Genomic DNA, 23247 nt, shown 5'->3' with positions numbered 1-23247 from the left:
ACAACCAGGCTAGTTTATTCGTTTTCCAGTTAATTTGGAAGCAGGAAGAAGGCCAGCTTTAGCGAATCCGCTCATCTGATCTCCATCCACGGCAACTTCGAATTTCAGATTCAAACGCATGGGTTTGGTAATCGGCAGGGACCAGGTCAACTTGTTGTCGCAGAGTACAGGGTTCACAAAAGGGATTGTTTCATCACCTTGTGTGGCCGTGCCCTGAATCACATTGGAACTTGTCGTTATGTAGAGCTTGACCTCCAGCTTACCTACAGGTGTAGCGATTGTTGTGTCCCAATTACCGTCAAAGATGGATGTCTGTGTTTTCTCGTTAGGCAATATGTCCGAGATTACTGTCGTTTGATTCATGACAATGCTTGGTTCGTTGTCCGTTAACGACTTGTGAGTGCTGGGTATCATGCCTTTCGTTCTCCAAACGGTTCCTCTTCGCTCATACTCAAACAACTGTTCTATCTCGTGTGCAATACGCGGTCCCAGTTCACGTTCGACCAGATACAGCGCAACATCGAGTCCCGAGGTCACACCGCCACCAGTAACCAGATTACCATCATCCACTACGCGTGCCGGGACAGGAATTGCCCCAGTCGCACCAAGTAAATCCATACCCAAATGATGCGTTACCGCATGTCTGCCTTCCAGGACTCCTCCCATGGCTAACAAAAGGGAACCACCGCAGACGGTAGCGATTACGATGTCTTTGTGTTCGAGAGCTGCCTTGACCTTAGTGGTCAATCCCGTATTCATGGCTTTGCCCAGAATAGTTGGAATCGAGTCTGGACCATCTCCTTCAACATCACCAGCTGCACCAGGCACAAGTATGATACCCTCACGTTCCGGGTCCAGTGTGTCGATCGCTTCGATTGTCAATCCATTCACACCGCTTGTCACAGCTCTTGGTCCTTCAGCCGTGACCAGTTCTACCTTGAGTGCCTTGTCCGTATACGTGGAAGCCGCGCAAAATACTTCGTAAGGTGCAATAGCATCCATTAGGTCGAAGCCGTCAAATAAGACGATTTGAACAGTTAACATTAACCCATCCCCTTAACTATATTTTGTCAAAAGATCTTTCAGCAAGTGATATTCCTTGTCGTCAATTTCTCCTTTAGCCATTCGACTGGACGAAGTAGGATACAGGTCGTTCTTGCTAACAGGTAGAATCATAACAAATGAATATCTCAAAGAAAGTCGTAGAAAGGTCACAAAACGATAAACAAATCATCACAGAGTACAGCTTCATCTTGGTAATGGAAGAAAAAATGATAAACTAGATGGCAGAGGTGGGATAAGCATGAGTAATTATCATACGATACTTGTTGTTGATGATGACGAGAGTATCGTCGAACTATTAAGAGACTTTCTAGAGAACGATCATTTCCATGTAAAGACTGCTTGTGAACCGGAGCAAGCGTGGACCATACTTCAACAACATTCGATAGATTGTATTGTTCTGGACATCATGATGCCGGGACAAAACGGATTTGAGTTATGCCGTCGAATTCGAGGGGACAGCAATGTTCCAATCCTATTCTTGAGTGCCCGCAGTGATGATGTGGACAAGATCCGTGGTTTGACACTCGGCGGGGATGATTATATTGTCAAAACTGCTTCGCCTGGGGAAATTGTGGCCAGAGTGAAAGCCGTTTTGAGACGCACTACTTCCAGGCATCCCATGGAAGGGAAGATCTTGGATTATGGACGCATCCAGTTGAATCTGACAGCAAGAGAGGTCCTGATTGAAGGGGTGAAAGTCGAGCTTACACCGAAAGAATATGAGTTGTTGCGATTATTTGCGGAACACCCGAGGCAGGTTTTCTCCTACGAACAACTGCTTGCAAAGTTTTGGGAGGGTGTAGGCGACAGGCACACCATTCGCGTTCATCTGAGCCGGCTTCGTGAAAAAATTGAATCCGACCCAAACCATCCACAATTCCTCATCAACGTGTGGGGAGTAGGATACCGCTTTGAGGGAGTGTAACATGAGAAAACTTCGCATTCGTACATTTACTATGCTTTGCCTATTCTTCTTGCTTACGATGCCTTGGATTTTTTTTGTCACGGCTCACTTTATGGACACTCAGTCGTTTAGCATCTCAACTAGCCAACAGCAAAATAAAACGCTGCAAAGACATCTGAGCGAGATGATTCACACGATTGAAGCGGGTACGGATAAATGGACGGATACCGGTTGGCAAAACGAACTTCATACCAAGTTGAGCAAAGCAAAGATGGATGTGGTGATTGAATCTGCGTCCAATTCGGAAATATATCGTTCCGCCCAAAAGTATCATAGTAGATTATCGTCGACTGAGCAGTTTTCTGTCATAAAAGATGGACAATTACTGGGAAGGGTAGTTCTTTATCTTCCCAAATCCAACGGAGTTCCAATGCTTGCAGCATTTATTGGGCTGCTGCTTGCTTTCTTTGTGGTTGGAGTTGAAATGAGACGATTCCTCCTTAAACCACTTGAGAAGATGAGCAAGGCGGCCAGACAAATTGCAGCAGGGCATTGGGAAGTGCAGTTACCCAACTCCAGAATTACGGAAATCGCCGAAGTTCGGGACGGATTTGAGGTTATGGTAAAAGGACTCGAGCAATCCCACCGGAAACAAGCGGAGCTCGAGGAAGAACGCAGATTTGTCATCGCTGCCGTTGCACATGATTTACGCACACCGTTGTTTGCCTTGCGGGGGTATTTGGATGGATTGGAACAAGGTATAGCTCAGTCGCCGGAGAAGGTCACACGGTATATTGCCGTATGCAAAGAGAAATCCGCCCAATTGGATCGATTGGTTGAGGACCTCTTCACTTTTACAAAAATGGAGTACTTGGAAAGTGAACTTAACACGAGAACGCTTGATTTAACACAGATCCTCCGAAGATCGATAGAGAGTGTGAGTCCACAAGCTGAGCAGAAACATATTTCTATCTTAAAGCAATTAACTGATGGTTGTTTGATTAACGGAGATTCGTATGTATTGGAGCGTGCGATGAACAATATATTGGAGAATGCGGTTAGATATACGTCATCAGGTGGCTCAATAACAGTCCAATGCTGTAAAGACGGCAATAAAATCAGGTTTATGATCCGTGATACCGGACCTGGTTTCTCTTTCGAAGAATTAGAGCGCGTTTTTGAACCTCTGTATCGCGGGGAAACGTCTCGAAGTCGTGCAACTGGAGGCAGTGGATTAGGATTAACGATCTCACAACGAATGATGAAGCAACATGGAGGCGAACTTATGGTAAGCAACCACCCTGACGGTGGAGCAGTTCTAACAGGATGTTTACCGCTAGCTGACTTGAATTAAAATGATCGGCAACTCCTTATCTCCTAAAACCATGGTTGGTTATTTAACATGTATTACGTGGATTTTTGACTTCAGACTGGAAGAGAGGTAAACCTGACCTCAGCTTCCAGTCTGGATATCCTGATATTATGCTTGATTTGTTAACGTCTTAGATATAATATGTTCATATGTTTAAACTCTTAAACGTAATGGAGTGATTTAAATGCAGGCTATGGTTATTGAGAAATACGGGAAGAATGTTCCCTTGATACAGAAAGAAATGCCTGCTCCTCAAATCGGAGATCATGATGTATTGGTGGAAATCCATGCAGCAAGCTTAAATCCGATTGATTTTAAAATAAAAGAGGGCAAGGTAAAGCTCTTGTTGAATTATAAGATGCCATTGATTCTTGGGAATGATTTTTCCGGGGTTGTGGTCAAGGTTGGTAAACAGGTGAACGCTTATAAACCTGGAGATGAGGTATATGGCAGACCTCGTAAAGACCGAATTGGAACTTTGGCTGAATACATTGCTGTCCATGAAGAAGACATCTCGCTGAAGCCCCAAAACTTAAACTTTGAAGAAGCAGCATCCATACCACTGGTCGGTCTTACGACATATCAAGCTTTTTACGATATTTTGAAGCTTCAGAAAGGCCAAAAAATATTAATTCATGCAGGATCAGGAGGGGTTGGCACGTTCGCCATCCAGTTGGCCAAATTAATGGGAGCTTACGTCGCCACTACTGCCAGCGATAGAGGTTACGAATTGGTCCAATCCCTTGGTGCGGACCGTATTATCAATTATCGTAAAGAACATTTTGAAGAAATGCTGTCGGAATATGATGCGGTGTATGACACATTAGGAGGCGAGGTACTGGAAAAATCCTTTCAAGTACTTAAGCCCCATGGAAAAATAGTATCCATTTCCGGCTTGCCAAACGCGAGATTCGGGCGAGAAGCCAATTTGGGCTGGTTAAAGACCACACTGCTATCGATTGTGAGCCATAAGATTACAACTCTTGAGAAGAAAAACCAAGCAAGTTATCATTTTCTCTTTATGAAACCAAGCGGGGTTCAATTAGAGCGAATAAAGGGTTACGTGGAGGAAGGTCTCATTAAACCGGTTATTGATAAGGTTTATGATTTTGAAGATGTCGGGCAAGCGTTTCAGTATCTCGAAGGGGGAAGTGCCAAAGGGAAGGTCATCATTAAAATGAAGTAAGAGTTCAATAGAGATGGATTCCGTTCTTGTCCGAATGGAGAACAAGAACGGATACTTTTCTGATCGGACAGAGTAATGAATCAAAACCCAAATTGGATTTCTTTTTATTTTATCGGTATCCAAATTTGAGGTGGCTGGTGCGGTCCTGGATATACTTCCAGCTCGGGTATACCTGCATGCTCGTAAGGATTGGAAGGGAACCATTCGGAGATAATCTGCTTCCATAAGCGCTGCATACTTTCTGGCATCGGACCTTCGATTTCAAAAACACTCCATTTGCAAGCCGGAAAGGTGAATGAGGATAACCCTTCAGGTACTTCACCATCATACGCCGTAGCAATCCAGTATTCCATCTGCTTCACCTGGATTTCGTTCTGATCCACACAGACGCCTAGCAACCCCTTAATTACACCATTATTCAATTCAAATAAACGATCTTCTGTACCACTCGTATACGCATCCTGCCACATCTTGGCTATGCCTCGTAAGTTTTCCCCATCAATATAAGAGAAAGCCTGCTTTATCCCAACTACGGTAAAGGCATCTTGTTCAACAATTCTGTGATTCATCGGTTCTGCTCCTTTTAGACTTAATTGAATAACCAAACGATTATACGATTTGATAGAAGTACTGTTCTTACGCGCTTCACTGGGGGCAATTCCGTGCTGCCTCCGAAAAGCTTTGGAGAAAGATTCAGGAGTGTCATAACCATACTTGAGCGCCAGATCAATGATTTTTTGATCACTTTGTATAAGTTCATTGGCTGCCAAGGTTAACCGTCTTCGTCTGATATATTCGGCTACCGTAACATCAGTTAATAAGGCAAACGTACGTTGAAAATGAAAGGGAGAAATATGAGCTTGAGCTGCAATTTGCTCCATAGTCATATTTTCGAACAAATGATCTTCGATATAAGCAATAGCTAGTTGTAATGATTCGATCCAGTTCATACGATGAACCACTCCTTGATTCCTATAATAGATGAAAACTGATTCAAGAACCTGTCATTATGTGCTTTAATTTGTCCGGTTAGGGAAGGAGGAGAGGGAAAACCCAATCCACACGTAAAAAAAAGATGACCCCTGATGATTTCAAAGGCCATCTTTTGGCAAACGAAAAAAAAGAATTGAACGAAAAATAACGCTATGATATAATCGTTAGCGCCATTGACAAAAAAAATAAAGTATGTACTTGTTTTTATCCCTACTTTAATTTTACATCTGGAATTTTGATTTGTCAATGCTCTTTTTCATCCCAAAAATAGGAAAAGGAGTGGTTCGGAGAGATGCAAACAAAAGAGTGGCAGCTGGAACAGGAAAGACTGGACTCTGTAAGGAACAAACTACAGGCCAGAATCACAGAATTGGAGCCAGAGGTTGCCGGGATGTGGGACCAGGCTTCGGAAATTCGCAAGCGCTTTTGGGAAGAAGTAACGATCAATACTAGCACCCAAGAAGATTTCGAAGAGACCTTCTACACCATTAACCAGCAGTCCGCGGTATTGGCCGAGCGGGAACGGGGTCACATGCGGTTGACGCAGCAATGGAATAACATGAAACGTCTGCTCCCGTCCCCCTATTTTGGCCGCATCGACTTTCAAGAGAAAGGTCTGGCCCACAACGATCAGATCTATATCGGCGTATCTTCCTTTGTCGACGAAGACGGATTGAGCTTTCTGATCTATGATTGGCGTACACCGATTGCGAGCATGTACTATGACTCTTCCCCCGGCATAGCGTCCTATGTGACGCCGATCGGAAGAATCGAAGGCACAATAGAGCTCAAAAGGCAATTTCAGATCCAAAACGGACAAATCAACAACATGTTTGATGCAAATGAAACGATTGGTGACCAATTGTTGCAGCAAGTGCTCGGCAAAGGTGCGGATTCACAAATGAAAAGCATCGTGGCAACCATTCAGAAGGAACAAAACGCCATTATCCGTAACGACACATGCCGAATGCTTATCGTACAAGGAGCAGCCGGTAGCGGTAAAACTTCCGCAGCCTTGCAGCGAGTGGCGTACTTATTGTACAAACACCGCCAGACGATCAGTGCTGATCAGATCGTCCTGTTCTCACCGAATCCGATGTTTGGCAGTTATATTTCCACTGTTCTTCCGGAGCTCGGTGAAGATAATATGCAGCAGACTACTTTTCAACAATATCTCGACTACTGGCTCGGCTCTTCGTTGCGTCCGGAGGATGTGTTTGATCAGATTGAATATGTACTGACCGCGCATGAAGCTCCAGGCTATGAGGCTCGGCTTCAGGGGATTGAATATAAAGCCTCCGATGCTTTTCTGCAAGCCTTGCAGAACTATGGAAACTGGCTGGGGCAGGAAGGCATGCGATTCAACAGCATACGCTTCCGGAACCGCGATTTGATTACTGCGGAGCAAATGAGAGCCAAATTTTACGGCTATGATCGTTCCCTGCCCTTGCTAAATCGCGTTGTACTCTTGCAGGAATGGCTGCTGAAAGAGCTGGATTCCCTGGAACGGATGGAACGTGAAGAAGCGTGGGTGCAAGAAGAATTGAATTATCTAGACACTGATCAGTATGCGGATATCTTCGAAATGCTGCATAAAGATAAGGAAGTATTCGATATCGCGGAGCAATACGCTCAAATTCGCGAGAAAATAAGCAAAAAACGTCGGGAAGATGAAGGTGATTTTGACTTTGCCCAGAAGGAGGAGGACCTGCTCAGCCGCAAGATCGTGAAAGAACGTTTTAGCCCACTAAGAAAAGGTATCAAGAAATTCTCTTTTGTTGATATCAAAGGCATATATGGCGAATTGTTTGTTGACGAAGCCACTTATCGGCAGAAAACGAATGCTGCGGTTATCCCTGCGCTATGGCCTGAGATATGCAGTCAAACCAAGGACAGCCTGCTCCGGAACGAGTTATTCCATGAGGATGCGACTCCCTATTTGTATGTTAAAGAACTGATTGAAGGTGTCCGAACGAACACAGAAATCAAGTATGTCTTCGTTGATGAAGGTCAGGATTATTCAACATTTCAATATGAATATCTCAAAAAGCTGTTCCCAAGAGCCCGCATGACCGTGCTCGGCGATTTCGGGCAAGCGATTTTCACGCAGGCTACCCATTTGACCGCAGCTGATTCACCACTGGTCCGTCTCTACGGTGAAGCCGAAACAAGCCTTTTCTCCCTAGTACGCAGTTACCGCTCTACGAAGGAGATTGTTGAATTTACAAGAGCGATGCTTCCAGACGGAGATGAAATTGTACCTTTTGAAAGAAAAGGCCTAAAGCCCCTGCTGACAAGAAGCAACGACAGAGAGAGGTTGGATGCACAAATGGTGGCAGATATCGCGGCGCTAAGAGCCGAGGGCTTTGATTCCATCGCTATTATTACGAAGACCGCCGCCGAAAGCCTCAAGGCCCATGAGTCGTTACAGGTTCAAGGAGGCGAAACGTTGCAGCTCGTTACGAAGGAAACGTTCAACTTTGAAAAAGGTGTAATGGTCATCCCTGTGTACCTCGCCAAAGGTGTAGAGTTCGATGCAGTCTTGGTGTATGATGCTTCCTCTGGAGCTTATGGTCGAGAAAATGAACGCAAGCTTCTTTATACGGCGTGTACGCGCGCTATGCATCGCCTTCATCTATACACGACGTGCGATTGGTCGCCTTTCATACAGGCCTTGCCAGCCGATTTGTATGAGGAATCAGGGACCTTTACAACGGAATAAACATGCTCGTATTGTCTGATCTAGCTGCGTATACGAATGGAGTCAATCAAACAAGTAGAACGAGTCGCCTTTAAGGCGACTTTTTTAGATTTTATATGTCATTAATATAGACGAATTTGTTAGCTGCAGCCTTTGGATTATTTCCATATTGTTATACTCATCATAAATTTTATTATATGGGTGGACTAAGATTACAGTTATATAATAGAAATACGTAACCAGAAGAATAGATTGCATACATAAAGTATAGAGGAGCTAAGATCATGTTAACCCAAATGAATTTACAGGGAAGCTGGGAGCTTCAACTGGATGAACATCAACAAGGCGTACAAGGCCCATTTGACGATACCATAACACTGCCGAACACGACTTCTCATGCACGTAAAGGAAGAAAGAATCATGTAGCTCACATTGGGTCTTTAACCGATGAATATTCTTTTGAAGGTTGGGTGTGGCTGAAACGGGAGATTGATATACCGGCAACGGTTGCTGGCAAGAAATGCAGTTTGTATCTGGAACGCACGCGCATCACCAAGTTATGGGTCGATGGTGAAGAAGTTGGAGCGCAGAATAGCCTTAACACCCCTCATGTGTACAGCTTGCCGGAAGGGTTATCGGAGGGGAAACACACCCTCACCATCCGGGTCGACAATACGGACTATCCGACGAAAGGCGGACATCTTACATCCGTTGATACCCAGACCAACTGGAACGGAATAACCGGAAAGCTGGAGCTTCATTTTTACGACGACGTGCACATGGGTGAGGTACAGATCTATCCCGATGCTAAAGAGCGAACCTTCAGAATCACAAGTACATTGTCCAAATGCATACCAGGTACTGTATTGTCTGTTACTGCGCAAACCTTCAAGCCCCTTTTAAAAGAGACTCATGGATATAAGCCATCAGATGGAAATCATGTGGTGAATGAGCAAACCTATCCATGCAGCAAGGACGAAGTTAATGTGCTCTACAAGATGGGAGACGACGCATTGCTCTGGAGTGATTCAGACCCACATCTGTATGTGCTGACCCTTACTCTGTTGGGGGAACATGGCGATGTGCTGGATACAACCGAAATCATAGCAGGACTGCGAGATTTTGAAGCTAATGGAGATGCTTTTACCATCAACGGTCGGAAGACCTTTCTTCGCGGAAAACATGATGGTCTAATCTTTCCGCTTACAGGTTACGCGCCAACCGATGTGGATGAATGGCTGCGAATCCTGAGCATTTCCAAATCGTATGGTATAAATCATTATCGCTTCCATACCTGTTGTCCGCCTGAAGCAGCGTTCACTGCTGCAGATCTGCTTGGCATCTATATGGAGCCTGAATTGCCATTCTGGGGAACGATCACGGATGAACTTGACCCACAGCATAATCAGGCTGAACAGGACTATCTCATTCGTGAAGGTTTTGCTATGCTCAAGGCGTATGGGAATCATCCTTCTTTTGTAATGATGTCACTTGGTAATGAACTCTGGGGCAGTAAAGAAAGACTGAATGCCATTATCAAAGCGTATAGAGCATTTGATTCACGCCATCTGTACACCCAGGGTTCAAACAATTTTCAGTTCACTCCGGTTATTCTAGAGGAAGAAGATTTTTACTGTGGTGTACGCTTTTCCAAAGATAGACTTTTCCGCGGCTCCTATGCCATGTGTGATGCCCCGTTGGGTCATGTGCAAACCGACGTGCCTGGTACCCTGAAGGACTACGACGACATGATCTTGCCAGATAGGACAGCTTTGGTGAGTGAGGGAATTCAAGGAGAAGAATCGGAGATTCAAATTCAATATGGCACGGAAGCCAAGACCGTGAAAGCCGCTTCTGTTGAAGAACAGCTCATTCCACATCTGCCCGTCATTTCCCACGAAATTGGACAATATGCCATGTATCCGAATTATGAAGAAATCGAGAAGTATACCGGGTCACTGAAGGCAAAAAACTTCGAGGTGTTTCGGGAACGTTTGCAATCCAAAGGGATGGGACATCTGGCTGAACCCTTTTTCAAAAGTTCTGGCAAACTTGCAGTAGCCTGCTATAAGGAGGAGCTTGAGGCGGCATTTCGATCCAATCATCTGGCAGGATTTCAATTGCTCGATCTTCAGGATTTTAGTGGGCAGGGAACAGCACTGGTAGGTATTTTGGATGCCTTCATGGATTCGAAAGGGCTAGTTACTCCCGAGGAGTGGAGGACGTATTGCTCGGATGCTGTCCTTCTGGCCCGATTCGAAAAATACAATTACAATTCGGGTGAAGATTTCAATGCCCACATTCAATTAAGGTACTACCGAACAGATTCATTGAAGGGTCATACCGTGGAGTGGGAGATGCGTGATTCGGATCAGCTGATTGCACAAGGAAAAGACGATATTTCCTTTATCTTTGGAGAAACTTGGTTTGAGATTGGCCAAATAAAGTTCAAGCTGCCTGATGTGAAAAGGATGACGCCAATCACTCTATCCCTGTATATTCCAGGTACCGATATTCGGAAGCAGTATGACCTATGGGTATACCCTGATCATGATGTGACAGCTATTGAACATGACCATATTTATAAGGAATTGTCCGATGAAGTCATTCACTTACTGGAACAAGGCGAGAGTGTGCTGTTACTCCCAACACTGGAGGATAACGAACATTCAATCGAAGGCACATATTGTACCGACTTCTGGTGTTATCCGATGTTCCGATCCATTTCGGAAAGCATGAACAAGCAAGTTCCCGTTGGCACGCTTGGTCTATTAATCGATAACGCGCACCCGGCATTGAAGCACTTCCCAAGTGAGGCGTATTCCACGTATCCTTGGTGGCATATCGTTATGAATTCACGGTCTATTATTATGGATAACGTCGCAGAGAATGTTCAGCCTTTCGTTCAAACCATTGATAATTTTGAACGTAATCATAAGCTGGGGCTGCTGTTTGAATGCCAGGTTGGAAAAGGCAAGCTGTTGGTTGGGGCACTAAATTATGATAAGTTGATTAACCATACAGAAGGGCGCCAATTACTTTACAGCCTTGCACAATATGTAAAAAGTGAGGACTTCCAACCGGAAGCGAAGATAGAACTGGTTGAGCTCCAACAATTGTTGGGCAAGAAATAGATTAGGTTAACGAAACTATTATTATGTAAACCAAATGAAATTCCAGTTTCATTTCTTTCTGCCTTAATGACATAAAACCTCCATCATATGTAAACCGTAATGGGGTACGCATGAAGGAGGATACATATGAAGAAAGATCATGTGCATCAAAAAGAAGAAGAGAAGCTGAGCTGGATTAGTCTTTCCTTATTTGGAGCAGGATGTACACTGGGAACCGGATTTTTCCTCGGAACAAGTCTGGCTATTCATTGGTCCGGTTTATCCGTGCTTGTACTTTTGGTGCTGGCTGCCGCGGGGACCTATTTTGTATTTGGAGCATTGGCACAGATGACGGCAGAAGATCCGAAAGAAGGGGCTTTTCGAACATATGCCGGTGAAGCGTTCGGCCCGTGGGCCGGTTTCGGAAGCGGATGGATGTATTGGTCTTCCGAAATGCTGATCATGGGCAGTTCATTAACGGCGCTTGGATTGTTCTCTCAATTTTGGTTTCCCAAATTCCCATTATGGACGTTTGTTGCGGTATATGCATGCATTGGATTATTCATCGCCGCATTGGGAGCGAAAGGGTTAACTCAAACGGAGAATGTGCTGGCCTTAATCAAGTTAGCCGCAACGGTTGCTTTCATCGCGATTGCAGCAGCGGCTTGTCTGGGCTGGTTAGATGTGAAGATTACACCGCAGAAAATAACGAATGAATGGTTCCCTCACCAAATAAAAGGCGTGTGGACCGGGTTTATTTATGCCTTTTTTGCCTTTGCCGGGATTGAGGTCATGGGTTTAATGGCAGCCAAGCTGAAAGAACCTAAGGACGCAGTGAAATCAGGCAGAGTGATGTTGTTAACCGTCAGTACGCTGTATGTTGTGGCGATTGCCTTAATCCTTCTTCTGGTTCCTGCTGCTAAATTAACACCGGACGAGAGTCCTCTCGTCAAAGCGATGTCATCGATTGGATTTACGGTCGTGGTTCATATTCTGAATGGGATTTTGATTATCGCCGGGTTCTCCACGATGGTCGCTTCAATCTATGCGATTACGTCCATGTTGGTTAAACTGGGTGAAGACGGAGATGCACCGAAGATGTTTACGAAGACTTGGGGAAAAAAGAACATGCCCCTATATGCATTAGGATGCACTGCGGCCGGATTAATCCTTTCTACTCTCCTGGCGTTATGGATGCCTAAGAGCCTGTTTGAATATGTAACAACCGCAGGCAGCTTGGTATTAATGTATACCTGGCTTCTGATTTGTATCACGTATATCAAGAAAATGAAGCCAACAAACTGGAATCGCATCAAAGTATGGACTGCTATGATTCTTATCCTAGCTGCAGTAGCTGGGACAGCCATGGAAAAAGCCAGCAGAAGAGGTCTGCTGGCCAGTATAGGTCTTGTTGCATTGATTGCCTTGATTACTTACATTGTAAACAAAGTACGAAAACCGCGACCGTCACCCTCTACTGAGCCATCCAAGTCCTGAATGGGTGTCTTATATCAGCTATTTCGTTAATTTACTCATGGCTTGCTTCATACGCATGAAGGGACACTTGGAAGGGATCTGCTCGTCATCGGGCAGGAAATATTGTTTCCATTCCAGATTATCCTGCTGTCCATACCACATGAGCGAAGGGTGAGCGGGAACGGCATCATAGGCTGCCAAACGTTTGCGAATCAAGGTTTTCATTTTCCGGCCAAGAGGTGTGCTGTCATTAATCGATTCAAATACCCACCGTGGTTGAAAAGCAAACATAAGATAAGGGAAGTGCCTGCTGGCTCTAAGCTCGTGCGCGGGAGTGGCACAGAAACAAAAGTATGGCTCCCCGCCAAAGCAAAATTCCCATGTGGCTTCATGCGGATCAGTCGAAATATGTTCAGGCCAGGAGGCAGTATCAAGTGAGCTTACCCGGTTAAGCATCTCCCAGAACAAGGACTGATACTGCTCTACCGTTGTGTTATTTCTCAAATCATCCGGTGTTTCGCATATGACAACCAAAGAAGCATAGTGTCCCGTATCCCGGGAAACAGGCCCATATTGACGAAGCAATTCCGCCATGTCTTCAGCAGAAGCTTGTGTACGTGGATCCCTTGTGAATCCGTATCTTAGATGTCCTGAAAGAAAACCCATGCGTCCGGGTACACAAGGATACGTATTCCCCTCATCTGCAATCATATTGGCAAATTTAGAATATGCGTCCTGCTGCCATTCGGGTAGACCTTTGAATGATGCATTTATTTCATCGGCACTGAACAGCTCTGCCATGAATTCCCCAACTCCATTCCACATGATACCGTTAACGTATTAATGCGGAAGGCGTTGGGTGACTGTCCAGTGTAGTTTTTATGTCAGAAAAAGATGGATCGTATTGCTTCAAGCCCGAAGTACAGGCCAAAACCGATCAGACAGATACCTGAGATGATGGAGATCCAGCGCAAAACGGTTTCGTTGCTGCGTTTATGAAATCGGCTGGCCATGCCAGCCATGATGACATCCCAGACAAGGATTCCTATGAAAATACCAGAACTGTATAGTAGCAGATGAGCGGTGTCGGTATGCTTCACCGTTGTAGCGAGAATTGAGCCGTAAATGCCCAGCCAAAATAAAATATTCAGGGGATTGGACAAAGCCATGAGAAAGCCAGAGACAAAGGATTTCCCAACCTTTGCTTCCGCTGTAGAAGAGGTCTGGATGCCGTCTTTTAACTTGGACAGTGTTTCCACACCGGTATACACCAGAATAAAGCTGCCAAAAGACCAAAGAAACGAGCGCATGAACGGCGTGTCCAGAAAATGTGCAACTCCAAAGTAGATCAGAAGCATGTACACCAAATCGGCAAACATGGCTCCCAGTCCCAAAATCCAGGCATGCATAAAACCGTGCCGGGCTCCGCGATCCAGCTGAGCGGCATTAATCGGACCAATTGGAGCGGATAGTGAGATTCCCAGAATAATATAACTAAACAGTACAGACATATACGCGTTCACTCCTTAACGGGTTCGACAACGAATTGTACCGGTAAGTCACACACATATGGGTACAAGTCATCGTATTCCCGTCTGGAGCAAATTAGAACAAGCCGTGTATCACTTAATCTGCTATCGGCTCTACATCAAGCTGGATGGCTGTGCAGTGATATCCGTTGCATGAGCTTTCTTCACATGGGCAGGCGGATAAACCGATAACCAGATCGGTCAATGCCTCCATCTCCACATAATCACCGGCGCGCGAATCTGGAGCTACGACATCAATTTTGCCCAGATCATCTACGACTGATTTCATAAACAGATTAAACGGATAATGCTGATCCGGCGGCAAGATCCCGAACGGTTCAAGTGCCTGATTTAGGTTATGATAGCAGCTGGCATGATCCTTTTTGCCATATAACACTTCATACATTTCCGGACGACAGGCGGAGTTGAAGAAATCATGAACACCAACCGTGTCACGAACGATCTTGAGCAGTGGCTGATATTGATTGGAATACACGGATTGTCCTGGTTTGATCCGGTAGGACCGCAGCACATCCATCGTTACACCAGGGTCTAGTCGATTATTGGCATTTTGAGCATCATATGCAACAAAATCAACGACCTGCTGACCCTCCAAATCGGTCACCCGAATTAATGAACCTTTAGTTACCTTGACGGCATAACCCGTTTTGGCCGGGATACGAACAGACTGTTTATGGCGTTCCGTTGTATTCATATTCATTCGTCACATCCTCCGCTGTTTTTGCTTTCAGTATGCGGAGCTGATATGGCTTTCATGCACTTTGGCAAACATAAAACTCACATTGAAAATGATATAGGTTGTATTCAGTGTTTATACTGGAAACAGTGGATTACCCTTCATGCCGACCCATAGTTCGGATGTTTCCAGCTGACCAGCCAGATGAAGCAACCAGTCCTCACGGCCTTTCGTTGCCATAATTTGCACACCCATGGGTAGACCTTCAGGAGTCAGATGCACAGGGACACTCATGGCGGGTTGACCCGTCAGATTCGCGAGCTGAGTGAACGGAGTGTATGTTAAACTTGGTTCAAACATCTCATAAATCAACTGCTGCTGCTGGATCTTGTCCAAATCGCTAATACGCATCAGATGTTCAATCTGTTCATTATGAGGCGTTAATTCGCCGATTTTGGGTGCTGGAAAAGCATTTACAGGTGTGACATAAAAATCATACCGTTCAAACAATGTGGACATCTGAGCTGCGGCAACATCCCATTCGGCCAAACTATGTACGAACTCGGCAGCGGATACTTTTTTGCCGGCTTCTGCCAGAACCCAGGACTCGATCTCCATATCATCAGAGGTTAAAGCTCTACCCATAGAACGTTCCATGGAAGAGATCATCGCCGCCATTTCGCCGCTGTTCATCATGTAATAGTTCTCCATCAGTTTGACACCATTAACCGGACTCAGCTTTTCTTCAACCTCATGACCTTGTTCTTCCAGCCAACGAACCATCTTATAAACGGCTTCTTTGGCTTCATCACTCACAGGTGTACCTACAGGTGAAGCTGTCGTGTATGCAACCTTCAATTTGCGTTGATGAGGATAGTGCATATCAGCCAAGTAGCTGCCTGGAAAGAGGGGGGCATGGAACGCAGCTTCGGGTTGAATCACTTGCAGTGTATCCAGTAAAGCAGCACTGTCGCGAACGGAACGGGACAACGCAAAATCAATCGAAGCACCCTGCCACTGACGACCAACTCCCGGTCCAACAGGTGTCCGCCCACGTGTAGGTTTGAGTCCGAACAGGCCGCTGAATGAAGCAGGGATTCGGATGGAACCACCACCGTCACTGGCTCCCGCAAGGGGTACAATACCCGAAGCTACTGCGGCAGCGGCGCCTCCACTTGAACCGCCTGGCGAGTGCTTGATATTCCATGGATTTCGACTTGGACCGTGAAGGCGGGGCTCAGTAATATTTTTCAGGCCAAATTCTGGCGTATTGGTATGTCCAATGATAATGAAGCCTGCATCAAGCAGACGGGATACGAAATTGGAATTCCGCTGTGCATGATGCTCACGGAGAAGACGAGAACCCGAGGTGAGAATTTCACCTTCTAGGGATTGAGAGATATCTTTCAATAACAAGGGCACGCCGGCAAAGGGCTGCTCTCCCGGGCGAACCATACTCGCTTCCTGACGGGCGCGTGTTTCATATGTACGAATGACTGCATTAAGCTGTGGGTTCACTTCTTCCAGGCGTGCATACGCCGCTTCCAGCAATTCGACAGGGGATATCTCCCGTGCGCGAACCAACTCAGCCAAACCTATGGCATCGTAGGATGTATATGAAAATGATGAAGATGAAGACATGATGATCGTTCCTCTCTAAATTAACTTGATCTACTATTTCATAAGTCATCGTACCACCGGAATAGCGAAAAGACAAAAGGCACTGTACATCTTGAAGGATGTGCAGTGCCTTAATTGATTGGCTTTTATATAAAATTTAATTTGTACGAAGCTTTGGTGCACCATCAGCCGGAGTCGCTGAGCGTTCTTGCTGTTTGGAGATGGCGAATAGGGCGATCCAGATGAGGATGAAACCCAACAGCTGCTCCCAGGTAATTAAAGTACGGAATGCAATCCAGTTTACCAGTACACCGGCCATCGGGAAGCTCAGTTCTGCAAGTGTTGCAACTGAGGCCTTGGTGGAAGAGAGACCTTTGTAATATAACAGAAGACTCAGTAAGCCTGGCAGTAAGGCCTGACCCAGAATATTAAGTGCCACAGCCGCCTGTTCACCTGTAGCGGAAGGGAATGTCCAGGCAGCACCTTCGTTCCACGTCATAAAGATCAGCAGTGGCAAGGCTACGACAAAGCGCAGGGAGGTGACCGTTTCATAACGGGTTTGCCCCAGCATCAGCCGCCCCATAACCGTTGAACCGCCCCACAAGGCAGCTGCACCCAGTGATAACAGGCTGCCTGCATGAATCCAATTGTTCCAGTTGCCAAGGGGAAGAGTGAATCCGAACGTGAGCAGGTATGTTCCTGCAAGTGCTATGATAAACAGTCCACCGAAGCGACGAGGCAATGTTTCTTTCAACAAAAGCTTAGCCAGAACAATCGCAAATAGCGGCTGCATCTTTTGCAATAACAAAACCGTGTTGGGATCGTTATGCGTGAGCGCAAGGGTAAACAATACTGTAGCGAGAGCAGATCCTCCCCAGGAGATAAAGATCACGGCAATCCAGTGCCGTGCACGCAGGTTTTTCAGATCAGCCCGGAACTTCCATAACACGGGAATAGCTACAAGGCTGACAATAATATGTTCCACCAGTACAATCTGAGTGGAGGTCATCGTTTTAAGCAAAATAATGCGGAACAGCGGATCTACACCCCAGAGGGCGGCGCCAAGCACGACGAGCCAGAATCCGGTATTGCTTCGTTCCTTGAGGTAAACTGTTGATGCATGTTGGGTCTTTTCCATATTCAGGACTCCTTCGTCAGAACACGGAATCTTCAGTTGGCAAAGTCGACAAAAGCCCCCGTTTTGGTATACACCAAATAAACGGGGGCTCAATCATTGACATGTCGTACGAAAATAAGCCTTTCGTTAACGGCATGTTAATGTGTTGATCTTCTCTCATCCGGACTGTACCGTCGGCCTTGGAGTCACACCAAGTCAGTCGCTGAATCCCTACATTGGGTCAAACAGCGAGTCGCGGGCTGGTTCCGAAGAACATCACCGCCGGTTGGGAATTGCACCCTACCCCGAAGATCCTATTCAATTATATTGTGTATTGAACAAGCTGTAACATTAATAAGTCCATCTTATTCCTGTAAGCGCTAGCAGTTCAAGTGTTTTTTTAGAATATGATATTCCAGCTTCCCTGTTGTCTGCGTAGTAATACAATCTGTCCTGCATGATACGCATCGTGGAGCAGCCAGCGGGCAAGTGCATGTGCCCATTTTTCATCCGTATTCATGTAAGAGGCTTCAAGATCAGATTCTTCTAATGAAGCGAGCTGATCACGAAGCTGTCCGGCTAATAGTGTTGTATTTTGCATAAGTGTACTCCAGCCAGTGGTATCGGAAGGGTCGCCAGGATCTCCAAAGGTGGATTCATTGTTTTCGGCAGGTGTACCGGAGGGTGTTTTGCCCTGAATGCGACTCAACAAACGATGATTATAGTAATACATATGGTTGACCAACTGCCAGATGCTTAATCCACCGGATGATGGAACCCAGGTTGCCTGTTCAGCAGTCAGTCCTTCGATTGCCTTGGATAAAGGCACAATCCAGTTACATTGATCCCAGGTATCATCTTTCTGAATGAGCAATAGTTCTGTTGCTGTTGTAGTCATTGATTTTTCCTCCCTAAAATAAGTTCATGGTAACTAGCTAAAGTGCAAAAATGTGGTTACAATTAATATAACCCAAACATGAATGTTTGTAACTATCTTTTTCGTTTTAGGAAGTTACAATTTAGCGGAGGTACGTATGGATAGACTATGGACTGATTTTGTGAACAGTGATTACCACGACTGGCGTGGTGGGGATCGTTCAGAGGACAGGGTTGGCAAAACCGAATGGCAGCAAGGATTTCTTAAACAATGGCAACTGAATGCATCTGTACCTGCTTCTTCTGAAGAGGAGGAAGCCTTGAGAAACTTTAGAAATGAATTGCAGGCTCTTGCAACTCGTTTATCTGAAGGAAATCCATTATCGAGCAAAGATCAGGAATGGCTTAACGCCAAGATGAAGGAAGGTCAAGTCATAAGAAGACTGAACGCTGGAGATGAGGGACTGAAACTTTCACTTATTCCTGTGGGAACTCGTTGGCAGCAGGTCATGGCAGAGGTCGCAGCCGATTTTGCAATCACAGTAGTTGAAGGGGATGGGGGAAGAATTCGTATCTGTGACAATGCAGATTGTCGCTGGATTTTCTATGACGATACACGCAGTAGAACCCAGAAATATTGTGATGACAAGATGTGTGGTAATCTGATGAAGGTTAGAAGGTTTCGGGCAAAACGGAAGAAGGAACAGCAGCAAGAGTAGGCGTATACACTGAAAGTGTGATTTGCTGTACTTTGCGACAACCAGGAAAATACTCCAAAGAAAATATTTAAATCCAGAAATTGCATGTTACCAATAACTGCTATATAATATATATGTACTTAAAATAATTCAGTTAGTAGTTCAGTCAATTCAATTCAATTCAGTCAGAGATTAACACTCGGGATTCAAGCGTATATCCAACAAAAAAACAATGATTGGAGATGTGTCTTGTGGGGACAAGTTATCTACTGAAAAATGGTTGTGTATTGTCTATGGATTCGTCGGTGGGTCAATATAAGCGGGCGGACGTTCTCATTGAGGATTCTCTTATTACTGCTATTCAGCCTGATCTGAGTTGCACGGAAGCGGAAGTGATAGATGCATCGGAGATGATCATACTCCCTGGACTTGTAGATACGCACAGGCATGTGTGGGAGTCGCTTGTAAAAACAGCGGGAACGAACTGGTCACTGCCGGTCTATCTGCAAAATCTCTACTATGGGGCGATGGGAAGTAAACTCCGGCCACAAGACAGCTATATCGCCAATTTGCTAGGTTCATTGGAAGCGCTTAACGCAGGAGTGACCACGCTACTTGACTGGAGTATGCCGTATTCACCGGAGCACACGGATGAACTGATTCGCGGACTTCAGGATGCGGGGATTCGGTCGGTTTTCGCTTATGGTGTACCGGGTGAGACTACCTACTGGAACAGAGAGAGCCAGCTGACGTATTCGAATGATGTGAGAAGAATCAAGGAACAGTATTTTTCCTCACGGGATCAGTTGCTTACGTTCGGCCTAGCTATTCGTGGACCGGAGTTCAGCCATTGGGATACCACAGTGAAGGAAATTCAGCTTGCCCAAGAGCTGGATGCGATATGTTCCATGCATGTTGGCTTTGGAAGCTGGGGATCTGTAGATCGTTCGATAAGTAAAATGTATGAGGCTGGTTTACTGAGCCCAAGTCTGAACGTCGTACACGGTAATACGATGGATACGGATGAGTATAAAATGTTGGCCGATAGCGGCGCCTCACTGTCTGTTACACCGGAAGTGGAGATGATGATGGGGCACGGGTATCCGGCAACGGGGTACTTTCTCGAACATGGAGGAACTCCAACGCTCGGAGTGGATGTTGTAACATCAACAGGTGGGGATATGTTCTCCCAGATGAAATTTGCACTTCAGGCCGAGCGTTCCAGAGGCAATGAACAACTTTTGCAACAATGTGAAATGCCTGGGGAGCTAAATCTGCAATCCAGTCAAGTGCTAAGATTTGCAACTTCTGCTGGAGCAAAGGCTCTGGGACTTGAAAGAAAGATAGGCACACTTACGCCAGGTAAAGAAGCAGATCTGATTATGATCCGAACCACCGACCTTAATTTGTTCCCGGTGCATGATCCGGTTGGAGCCGTCGTTCAATTTGCCAATCCATCGAATGTGGATACCGTGTTTGTAGCAGGTCGGCCCGTGAAGCGTGAAGGCAAGCTGCTGCATGTCGATCTGAACGAGGTTCGTCGGAAGGCTTTGGACAGCAAGGAATATCTGCTATCTCAATATCGGATGTCGGATGCAGAGCGAATTGTATTTTCATAAGTTAGATGATCCATGTGAATGAAAGAGTAATTCTTTTTCAGAATTCAATAGAGTGGATGTCCTTATCTGAATTATGGATCTAATAGTGTTGCGAGTGTGGGCCGCATACGGATATGCGGCTCTTTGGCGTACCTGTTTATGGTGCGTCATGACAGAGGGAGCAAGAAATAAACCGCAAAAAGAGGCGAAAAGTCACTCTATTTACATAGTTGCATGTAACAACGAGTTAATAATGTTTTGTTATAGAAAAAAGGGGTTAAAAAACTGCGCATAATATAAATTATACGCAGTTTTCGTTTAAATCGATTTTCATATTCGTCCCTGTCCAACAGATCATGATAATTTCCGCCTGAATCGCACAAAATATACGATCTTCCCAGAATAAATTTAACAAAGCAACGCGACAAAGTGTAGAAATCAATAGATTTTTGTAGTTGGCTAGTAAGATAGAACAAAGGGCTTTTTCATAGAACAGATGAACAAAACAAAATTCGTAAAGTATAGGACACATTCATATTTTCAACACGAGAGGAAACTGTGTATGAATCAAAACCAGAATCGATCTTCCCTGTTTAGAAAAAAGCCGATTGCCACCGGAGATAACGAAAGCAATATGTTGAAAAGGGTGCTTGGCCCATTGGATCTGATGACTCTAGGGGTAGGTGCGATTATCGGTACGGGTATCTTTGTACTCACAGGCGTTGCTGCCGCAAAATATGCAGGTCCCGGTTTGGTACTGTCTTTTCTGCTGGCAGGTATTATCTGCGCCTTCGCTGCTTTGTGTTACTCGGAGTTTGCATCCAGTGTGCCTGCTTCAGGAAGTGCGTATACGTATAGCTATACCGCTTTTGGCGAAGTCATTGCCTGGATTCTTGGGTGGGATCTTATTCTGGAGTATGGATTTGCGAGTGCGGCTGTTGCCAGCGGCTGGTCTGGATATTTTCAAACGTTATTGTCCGGATTCGGGTTGCAAATCCCCCATGCGCTCACCAGTGCATTTAGTCCCGAAAAAGGAACCTATTTTGATGTCACCGCAGCGGCGATCACATTAATCATTACATTCCTGCTCACCCGTGGGGTGAAAGAGGCTGCTCGTGCCAACGGAATCATGGTAGCGATTAAAATTATCGTGGTGCTGATCTTTATCGGTGTGGGTGTGTTCTATGTACAGCCAGATAACTGGCAACCGTTTCTTCCGTTTGGCATCTCAGGGGTAACCGCAGGGGCAGCAACAGTATTTTTTGCTTACATTGGTTTCGATGCGGTATCCACAGCTGCGGAAGAAGTGAAACGTCCTCAACGGGACTTGCCGATCGGTATTATTGCATCCCTTGCAATCTGCACCGTACTTTACATCGTGGTATCGTTAATCCTGACAGGAATGGTGCCCTTTCACATGTTGAATGTGAGCGATCCGGTTGCTTTTGCCTTTGAATTTGTGCAGTTGAAGGGCTTGTCCTGGATTGTTTCGCTTGGAGCGATTACGGGAATTACCACGGTATTACTTGTTATGATGTATGGTCAGACACGTTTGCTTTATTCCATGTCACGGGACGGACTGTTGTCTCCGGTATTCTCCAAAGTCAGTGGCAAAAGCCAAACACCTGCTACGGGAACTTGGGTTGCTGGAATCATCGTCGCTTTATTCTCGGGATTCATCTCACTTGGCCATCTGGCAGAGTTGACCAACATCGGAACACTGTTCGCTTTCGCGGTTGTGAGTCTGGGGATTATCGTATTGCGGAAAAACAACCCGGAACTGACAAGGGGATTCCGCGTGCCTTTGGTTCCACTGATTCCTATTCTAAGTGCTGTTGGCTGTATGTATCTCATGACACGTCTTGCGGCTCTGACTTGGATTACGTTTTTCGGCTGGTTGATTATTGGTTTAATCATCTACTTTGCCTACGGTCGTCATCACAGTCATTTGAATCCGGCACGGCGTATATCGGACTCGTTCAAAACAACAAAGGGGAAATAGCTGTCATAGCTGATTCCTATATTGTAGAGATATCGTGAAAAGTTAGTAAATTAAGTTGTAACACTGGAACTATACGTGAATAGAGTCAACTGTATTGTCTCATACTGCATCGCCAAAGCGGCGCGGTATGGGGCTTTTTTTTGTGAGCTGTTCGTTTGATTTAAAAAAAACGGTAATATTTAAGGTTATATATGGGTATCTAATAAGTAATATATCTGTCCTTGTGAGCGGAACCGGGGTTGCGGTCAGGGCAAATATGACATATATTTGGGGGTGTGACATGCCATCAGACATAGGAGA

General features: G+C 45.5%; 17 protein-coding genes and 1 riboswitch. Of the genes, 9 read left to right on the top strand and 8 right to left on the bottom strand.

Features of this window, described 5'->3' with window-relative positions:
• Positions 1-9 precede the first annotated feature (9 nt).
• Positions 10-1044: a DJ-1/PfpI family protein gene (locus HW560_RS23075; RefSeq protein ID WP_179264852.1), complete on the bottom strand. Its 1035-nt coding sequence runs from the start codon at positions 1042-1044 to the stop codon at positions 10-12.
• Between the two features lie 259 nt (positions 1045-1303).
• Here HW560_RS23075 and HW560_RS23070 point away from each other — a divergent pair, with 259 nt between their 5' ends.
• From HW560_RS23070 to HW560_RS23060, 3 genes are all read left to right on the top strand, one after another.
• On the top strand, positions 1304-1990 hold the full coding sequence (locus tag HW560_RS23070) for a response regulator transcription factor (protein ID WP_090897970.1): 687 nt from the start codon (positions 1304-1306) through the stop codon (positions 1988-1990).
• A gap of 1 nt (position 1991) precedes the next feature.
• Positions 1992-3323, top strand: coding sequence for a sensor histidine kinase (locus HW560_RS23065; RefSeq protein WP_179264851.1), 1332 nt, complete (start codon positions 1992-1994; stop codon positions 3321-3323).
• Positions 3324-3525: 202 nt separating this feature from the next.
• A complete protein-coding gene (locus HW560_RS23060) occupies positions 3526-4527 on the top strand; it encodes an NADP-dependent oxidoreductase (RefSeq protein ID WP_090897976.1) in 1002 nt (333 codons plus the stop codon).
• Positions 4528-4631: 104 nt separating this feature from the next.
• Here the strand turns inward: HW560_RS23060 and HW560_RS23055 are convergent, their stop codons facing one another.
• The gene (locus HW560_RS23055) at positions 4632-5477 is read right to left on the bottom strand and encodes an AraC family transcriptional regulator (RefSeq protein WP_090897978.1); all 846 of its coding nucleotides are present in this window, start codon (positions 5475-5477) and stop codon (positions 4632-4634) included.
• Between the two features lie 335 nt (positions 5478-5812).
• Here HW560_RS23055 and helD point away from each other — a divergent pair, with 335 nt between their 5' ends.
• The 3 genes from helD (at position 5813) to HW560_RS23040 (ending at position 12831) form a co-directional block, all read left to right on the top strand.
• A complete protein-coding gene (gene helD, locus HW560_RS23050; RefSeq protein ID WP_179264850.1) occupies positions 5813-8242 on the top strand; it encodes an RNA polymerase recycling motor HelD in 2430 nt (809 codons plus the stop codon).
• Positions 8243-8505: 263 nt separating this feature from the next.
• A complete protein-coding gene (locus tag HW560_RS23045; protein ID WP_179264849.1) occupies positions 8506-11355 on the top strand; it encodes a glycoside hydrolase family 2 TIM barrel-domain containing protein in 2850 nt (949 codons plus the stop codon).
• A 126-nt stretch (positions 11356-11481) separates the two neighbouring features.
• Complete coding sequence (locus HW560_RS23040) at positions 11482-12831, top strand: amino acid permease (protein ID WP_179264848.1); 1350 nt, start codon at positions 11482-11484, stop codon at positions 12829-12831.
• An 18-nt stretch (positions 12832-12849) separates the two neighbouring features.
• Here HW560_RS23040 and HW560_RS23035 read toward each other — a convergent pair whose 3' ends face one another.
• The 6 genes from HW560_RS23035 to HW560_RS23010 form a co-directional block, all read right to left on the bottom strand.
• The gene (locus HW560_RS23035; RefSeq protein ID WP_179264847.1) at positions 12850-13611 is read right to left on the bottom strand and encodes a YqcI/YcgG family protein; all 762 of its coding nucleotides are present in this window, start codon (positions 13609-13611) and stop codon (positions 12850-12852) included.
• Positions 13612-13694: 83 nt separating this feature from the next.
• Positions 13695-14321 (bottom strand): LysE family transporter, encoded by a 627-nt coding sequence (locus HW560_RS23030; protein WP_179264846.1) that lies wholly within the window; start codon positions 14319-14321, stop codon positions 13695-13697.
• Positions 14322-14436: 115 nt separating this feature from the next.
• Positions 14437-15060, bottom strand: coding sequence for a DUF1989 domain-containing protein (locus HW560_RS23025; RefSeq protein ID WP_257031413.1), 624 nt, complete (start codon positions 15058-15060; stop codon positions 14437-14439).
• 111 nt (positions 15061-15171) lie between these two features.
• Positions 15172-16677 (bottom strand): amidase, encoded by a 1506-nt coding sequence (locus HW560_RS23020; protein WP_179264845.1) that lies wholly within the window; start codon positions 16675-16677, stop codon positions 15172-15174.
• A 136-nt stretch (positions 16678-16813) separates the two neighbouring features.
• A complete protein-coding gene (locus tag HW560_RS23015) occupies positions 16814-17794 on the bottom strand; it encodes a DMT family transporter (protein ID WP_090898002.1) in 981 nt (326 codons plus the stop codon).
• A gap of 144 nt (positions 17795-17938) precedes the next feature.
• Positions 17939-18090: riboswitch (FMN riboswitch) on the bottom strand.
• Between the two features lie 83 nt (positions 18091-18173).
• Positions 18174-18671, bottom strand: a complete 498-nt coding sequence (locus tag HW560_RS23010; protein ID WP_090898005.1) for a DinB family protein — start codon at positions 18669-18671, stop codon at positions 18174-18176.
• A 136-nt stretch (positions 18672-18807) separates the two neighbouring features.
• Here HW560_RS23010 and HW560_RS23005 point away from each other — a divergent pair, with 136 nt between their 5' ends.
• The 3 genes from HW560_RS23005 to HW560_RS22995 all read left to right on the top strand — a co-directional run bounded on the left by HW560_RS23005 (position 18808) and on the right by HW560_RS22995 (position 22947).
• Entirely contained in the window at positions 18808-19368 is a 561-nt protein-coding gene (locus HW560_RS23005) for a CGNR zinc finger domain-containing protein (protein ID WP_179264844.1), read from the top strand.
• Positions 19369-19598: 230 nt separating this feature from the next.
• Positions 19599-20966: an amidohydrolase family protein gene (locus tag HW560_RS23000; RefSeq protein WP_257031412.1), complete on the top strand. Its 1368-nt coding sequence runs from the start codon at positions 19599-19601 to the stop codon at positions 20964-20966.
• Between the two features lie 541 nt (positions 20967-21507).
• On the top strand, positions 21508-22947 hold the full coding sequence (locus HW560_RS22995; RefSeq protein ID WP_090898013.1) for a branched-chain amino acid transporter BcaP: 1440 nt from the start codon (positions 21508-21510) through the stop codon (positions 22945-22947).
• Positions 22948-23247 lie beyond the last annotated feature (300 nt).

It is taken from the genome of Paenibacillus sp. E222 (genome assembly GCF_013401555.1).
Taxonomy (GTDB): Bacteria; Bacillota; Bacilli; order Paenibacillales; family Paenibacillaceae; genus Paenibacillus.
The sequence above is the reverse complement of the archived record's forward strand: the minus strand, read 5'-3'. Positions and strand labels throughout refer to the sequence as shown.

Coding starts and splice junctions, on each gene's coding strand:
- HW560_RS23035 (WP_179264847.1), bottom strand. CDS start 13,611: ATGGCAGAGCTGTTCAGTGCCGATGAAATAAATGCATCATTCAAAGGT.
- HW560_RS23020 (WP_179264845.1), bottom strand. CDS start 16,677: ATGTCTTCATCTTCATCATTTTCATATACATCCTACGATGCCATAGGT.
- HW560_RS23055 (WP_090897978.1), bottom strand. CDS start 5,477: ATGAACTGGATCGAATCATTACAACTAGCTATTGCTTATATCGAAGAT.
- HW560_RS23025 (WP_257031413.1), bottom strand. CDS start 15,060: ATGAATATGAATACAACGGAACGCCATAAACAGTCTGTTCGTATCCCG.
- HW560_RS22995 (WP_090898013.1), top strand. CDS start 21,508: ATGAATCAAAACCAGAATCGATCTTCCCTGTTTAGAAAAAAGCCGATT.
- HW560_RS23005 (WP_179264844.1), top strand. CDS start 18,808: ATGGATAGACTATGGACTGATTTTGTGAACAGTGATTACCACGACTGG.
- helD (WP_179264850.1), top strand. CDS start 5,813: ATGCAAACAAAAGAGTGGCAGCTGGAACAGGAAAGACTGGACTCTGTA.
- HW560_RS23070 (WP_090897970.1), top strand. CDS start 1,304: ATGAGTAATTATCATACGATACTTGTTGTTGATGATGACGAGAGTATC.
- HW560_RS23045 (WP_179264849.1), top strand. CDS start 8,506: ATGTTAACCCAAATGAATTTACAGGGAAGCTGGGAGCTTCAACTGGAT.
- HW560_RS23060 (WP_090897976.1), top strand. CDS start 3,526: ATGCAGGCTATGGTTATTGAGAAATACGGGAAGAATGTTCCCTTGATA.
- HW560_RS23040 (WP_179264848.1), top strand. CDS start 11,482: ATGAAGAAAGATCATGTGCATCAAAAAGAAGAAGAGAAGCTGAGCTGG.
- HW560_RS23015 (WP_090898002.1), bottom strand. CDS start 17,794: ATGGAAAAGACCCAACATGCATCAACAGTTTACCTCAAGGAACGAAGC.
- HW560_RS23065 (WP_179264851.1), top strand. CDS start 1,992: ATGAGAAAACTTCGCATTCGTACATTTACTATGCTTTGCCTATTCTTC.
- HW560_RS23010 (WP_090898005.1), bottom strand. CDS start 18,671: ATGACTACAACAGCAACAGAACTATTGCTCATTCAGAAAGATGATACC.
- HW560_RS23075 (WP_179264852.1), bottom strand. CDS start 1,044: ATGTTAACTGTTCAAATCGTCTTATTTGACGGCTTCGACCTAATGGAT.
- HW560_RS23030 (WP_179264846.1), bottom strand. CDS start 14,321: ATGTCTGTACTGTTTAGTTATATTATTCTGGGAATCTCACTATCCGCT.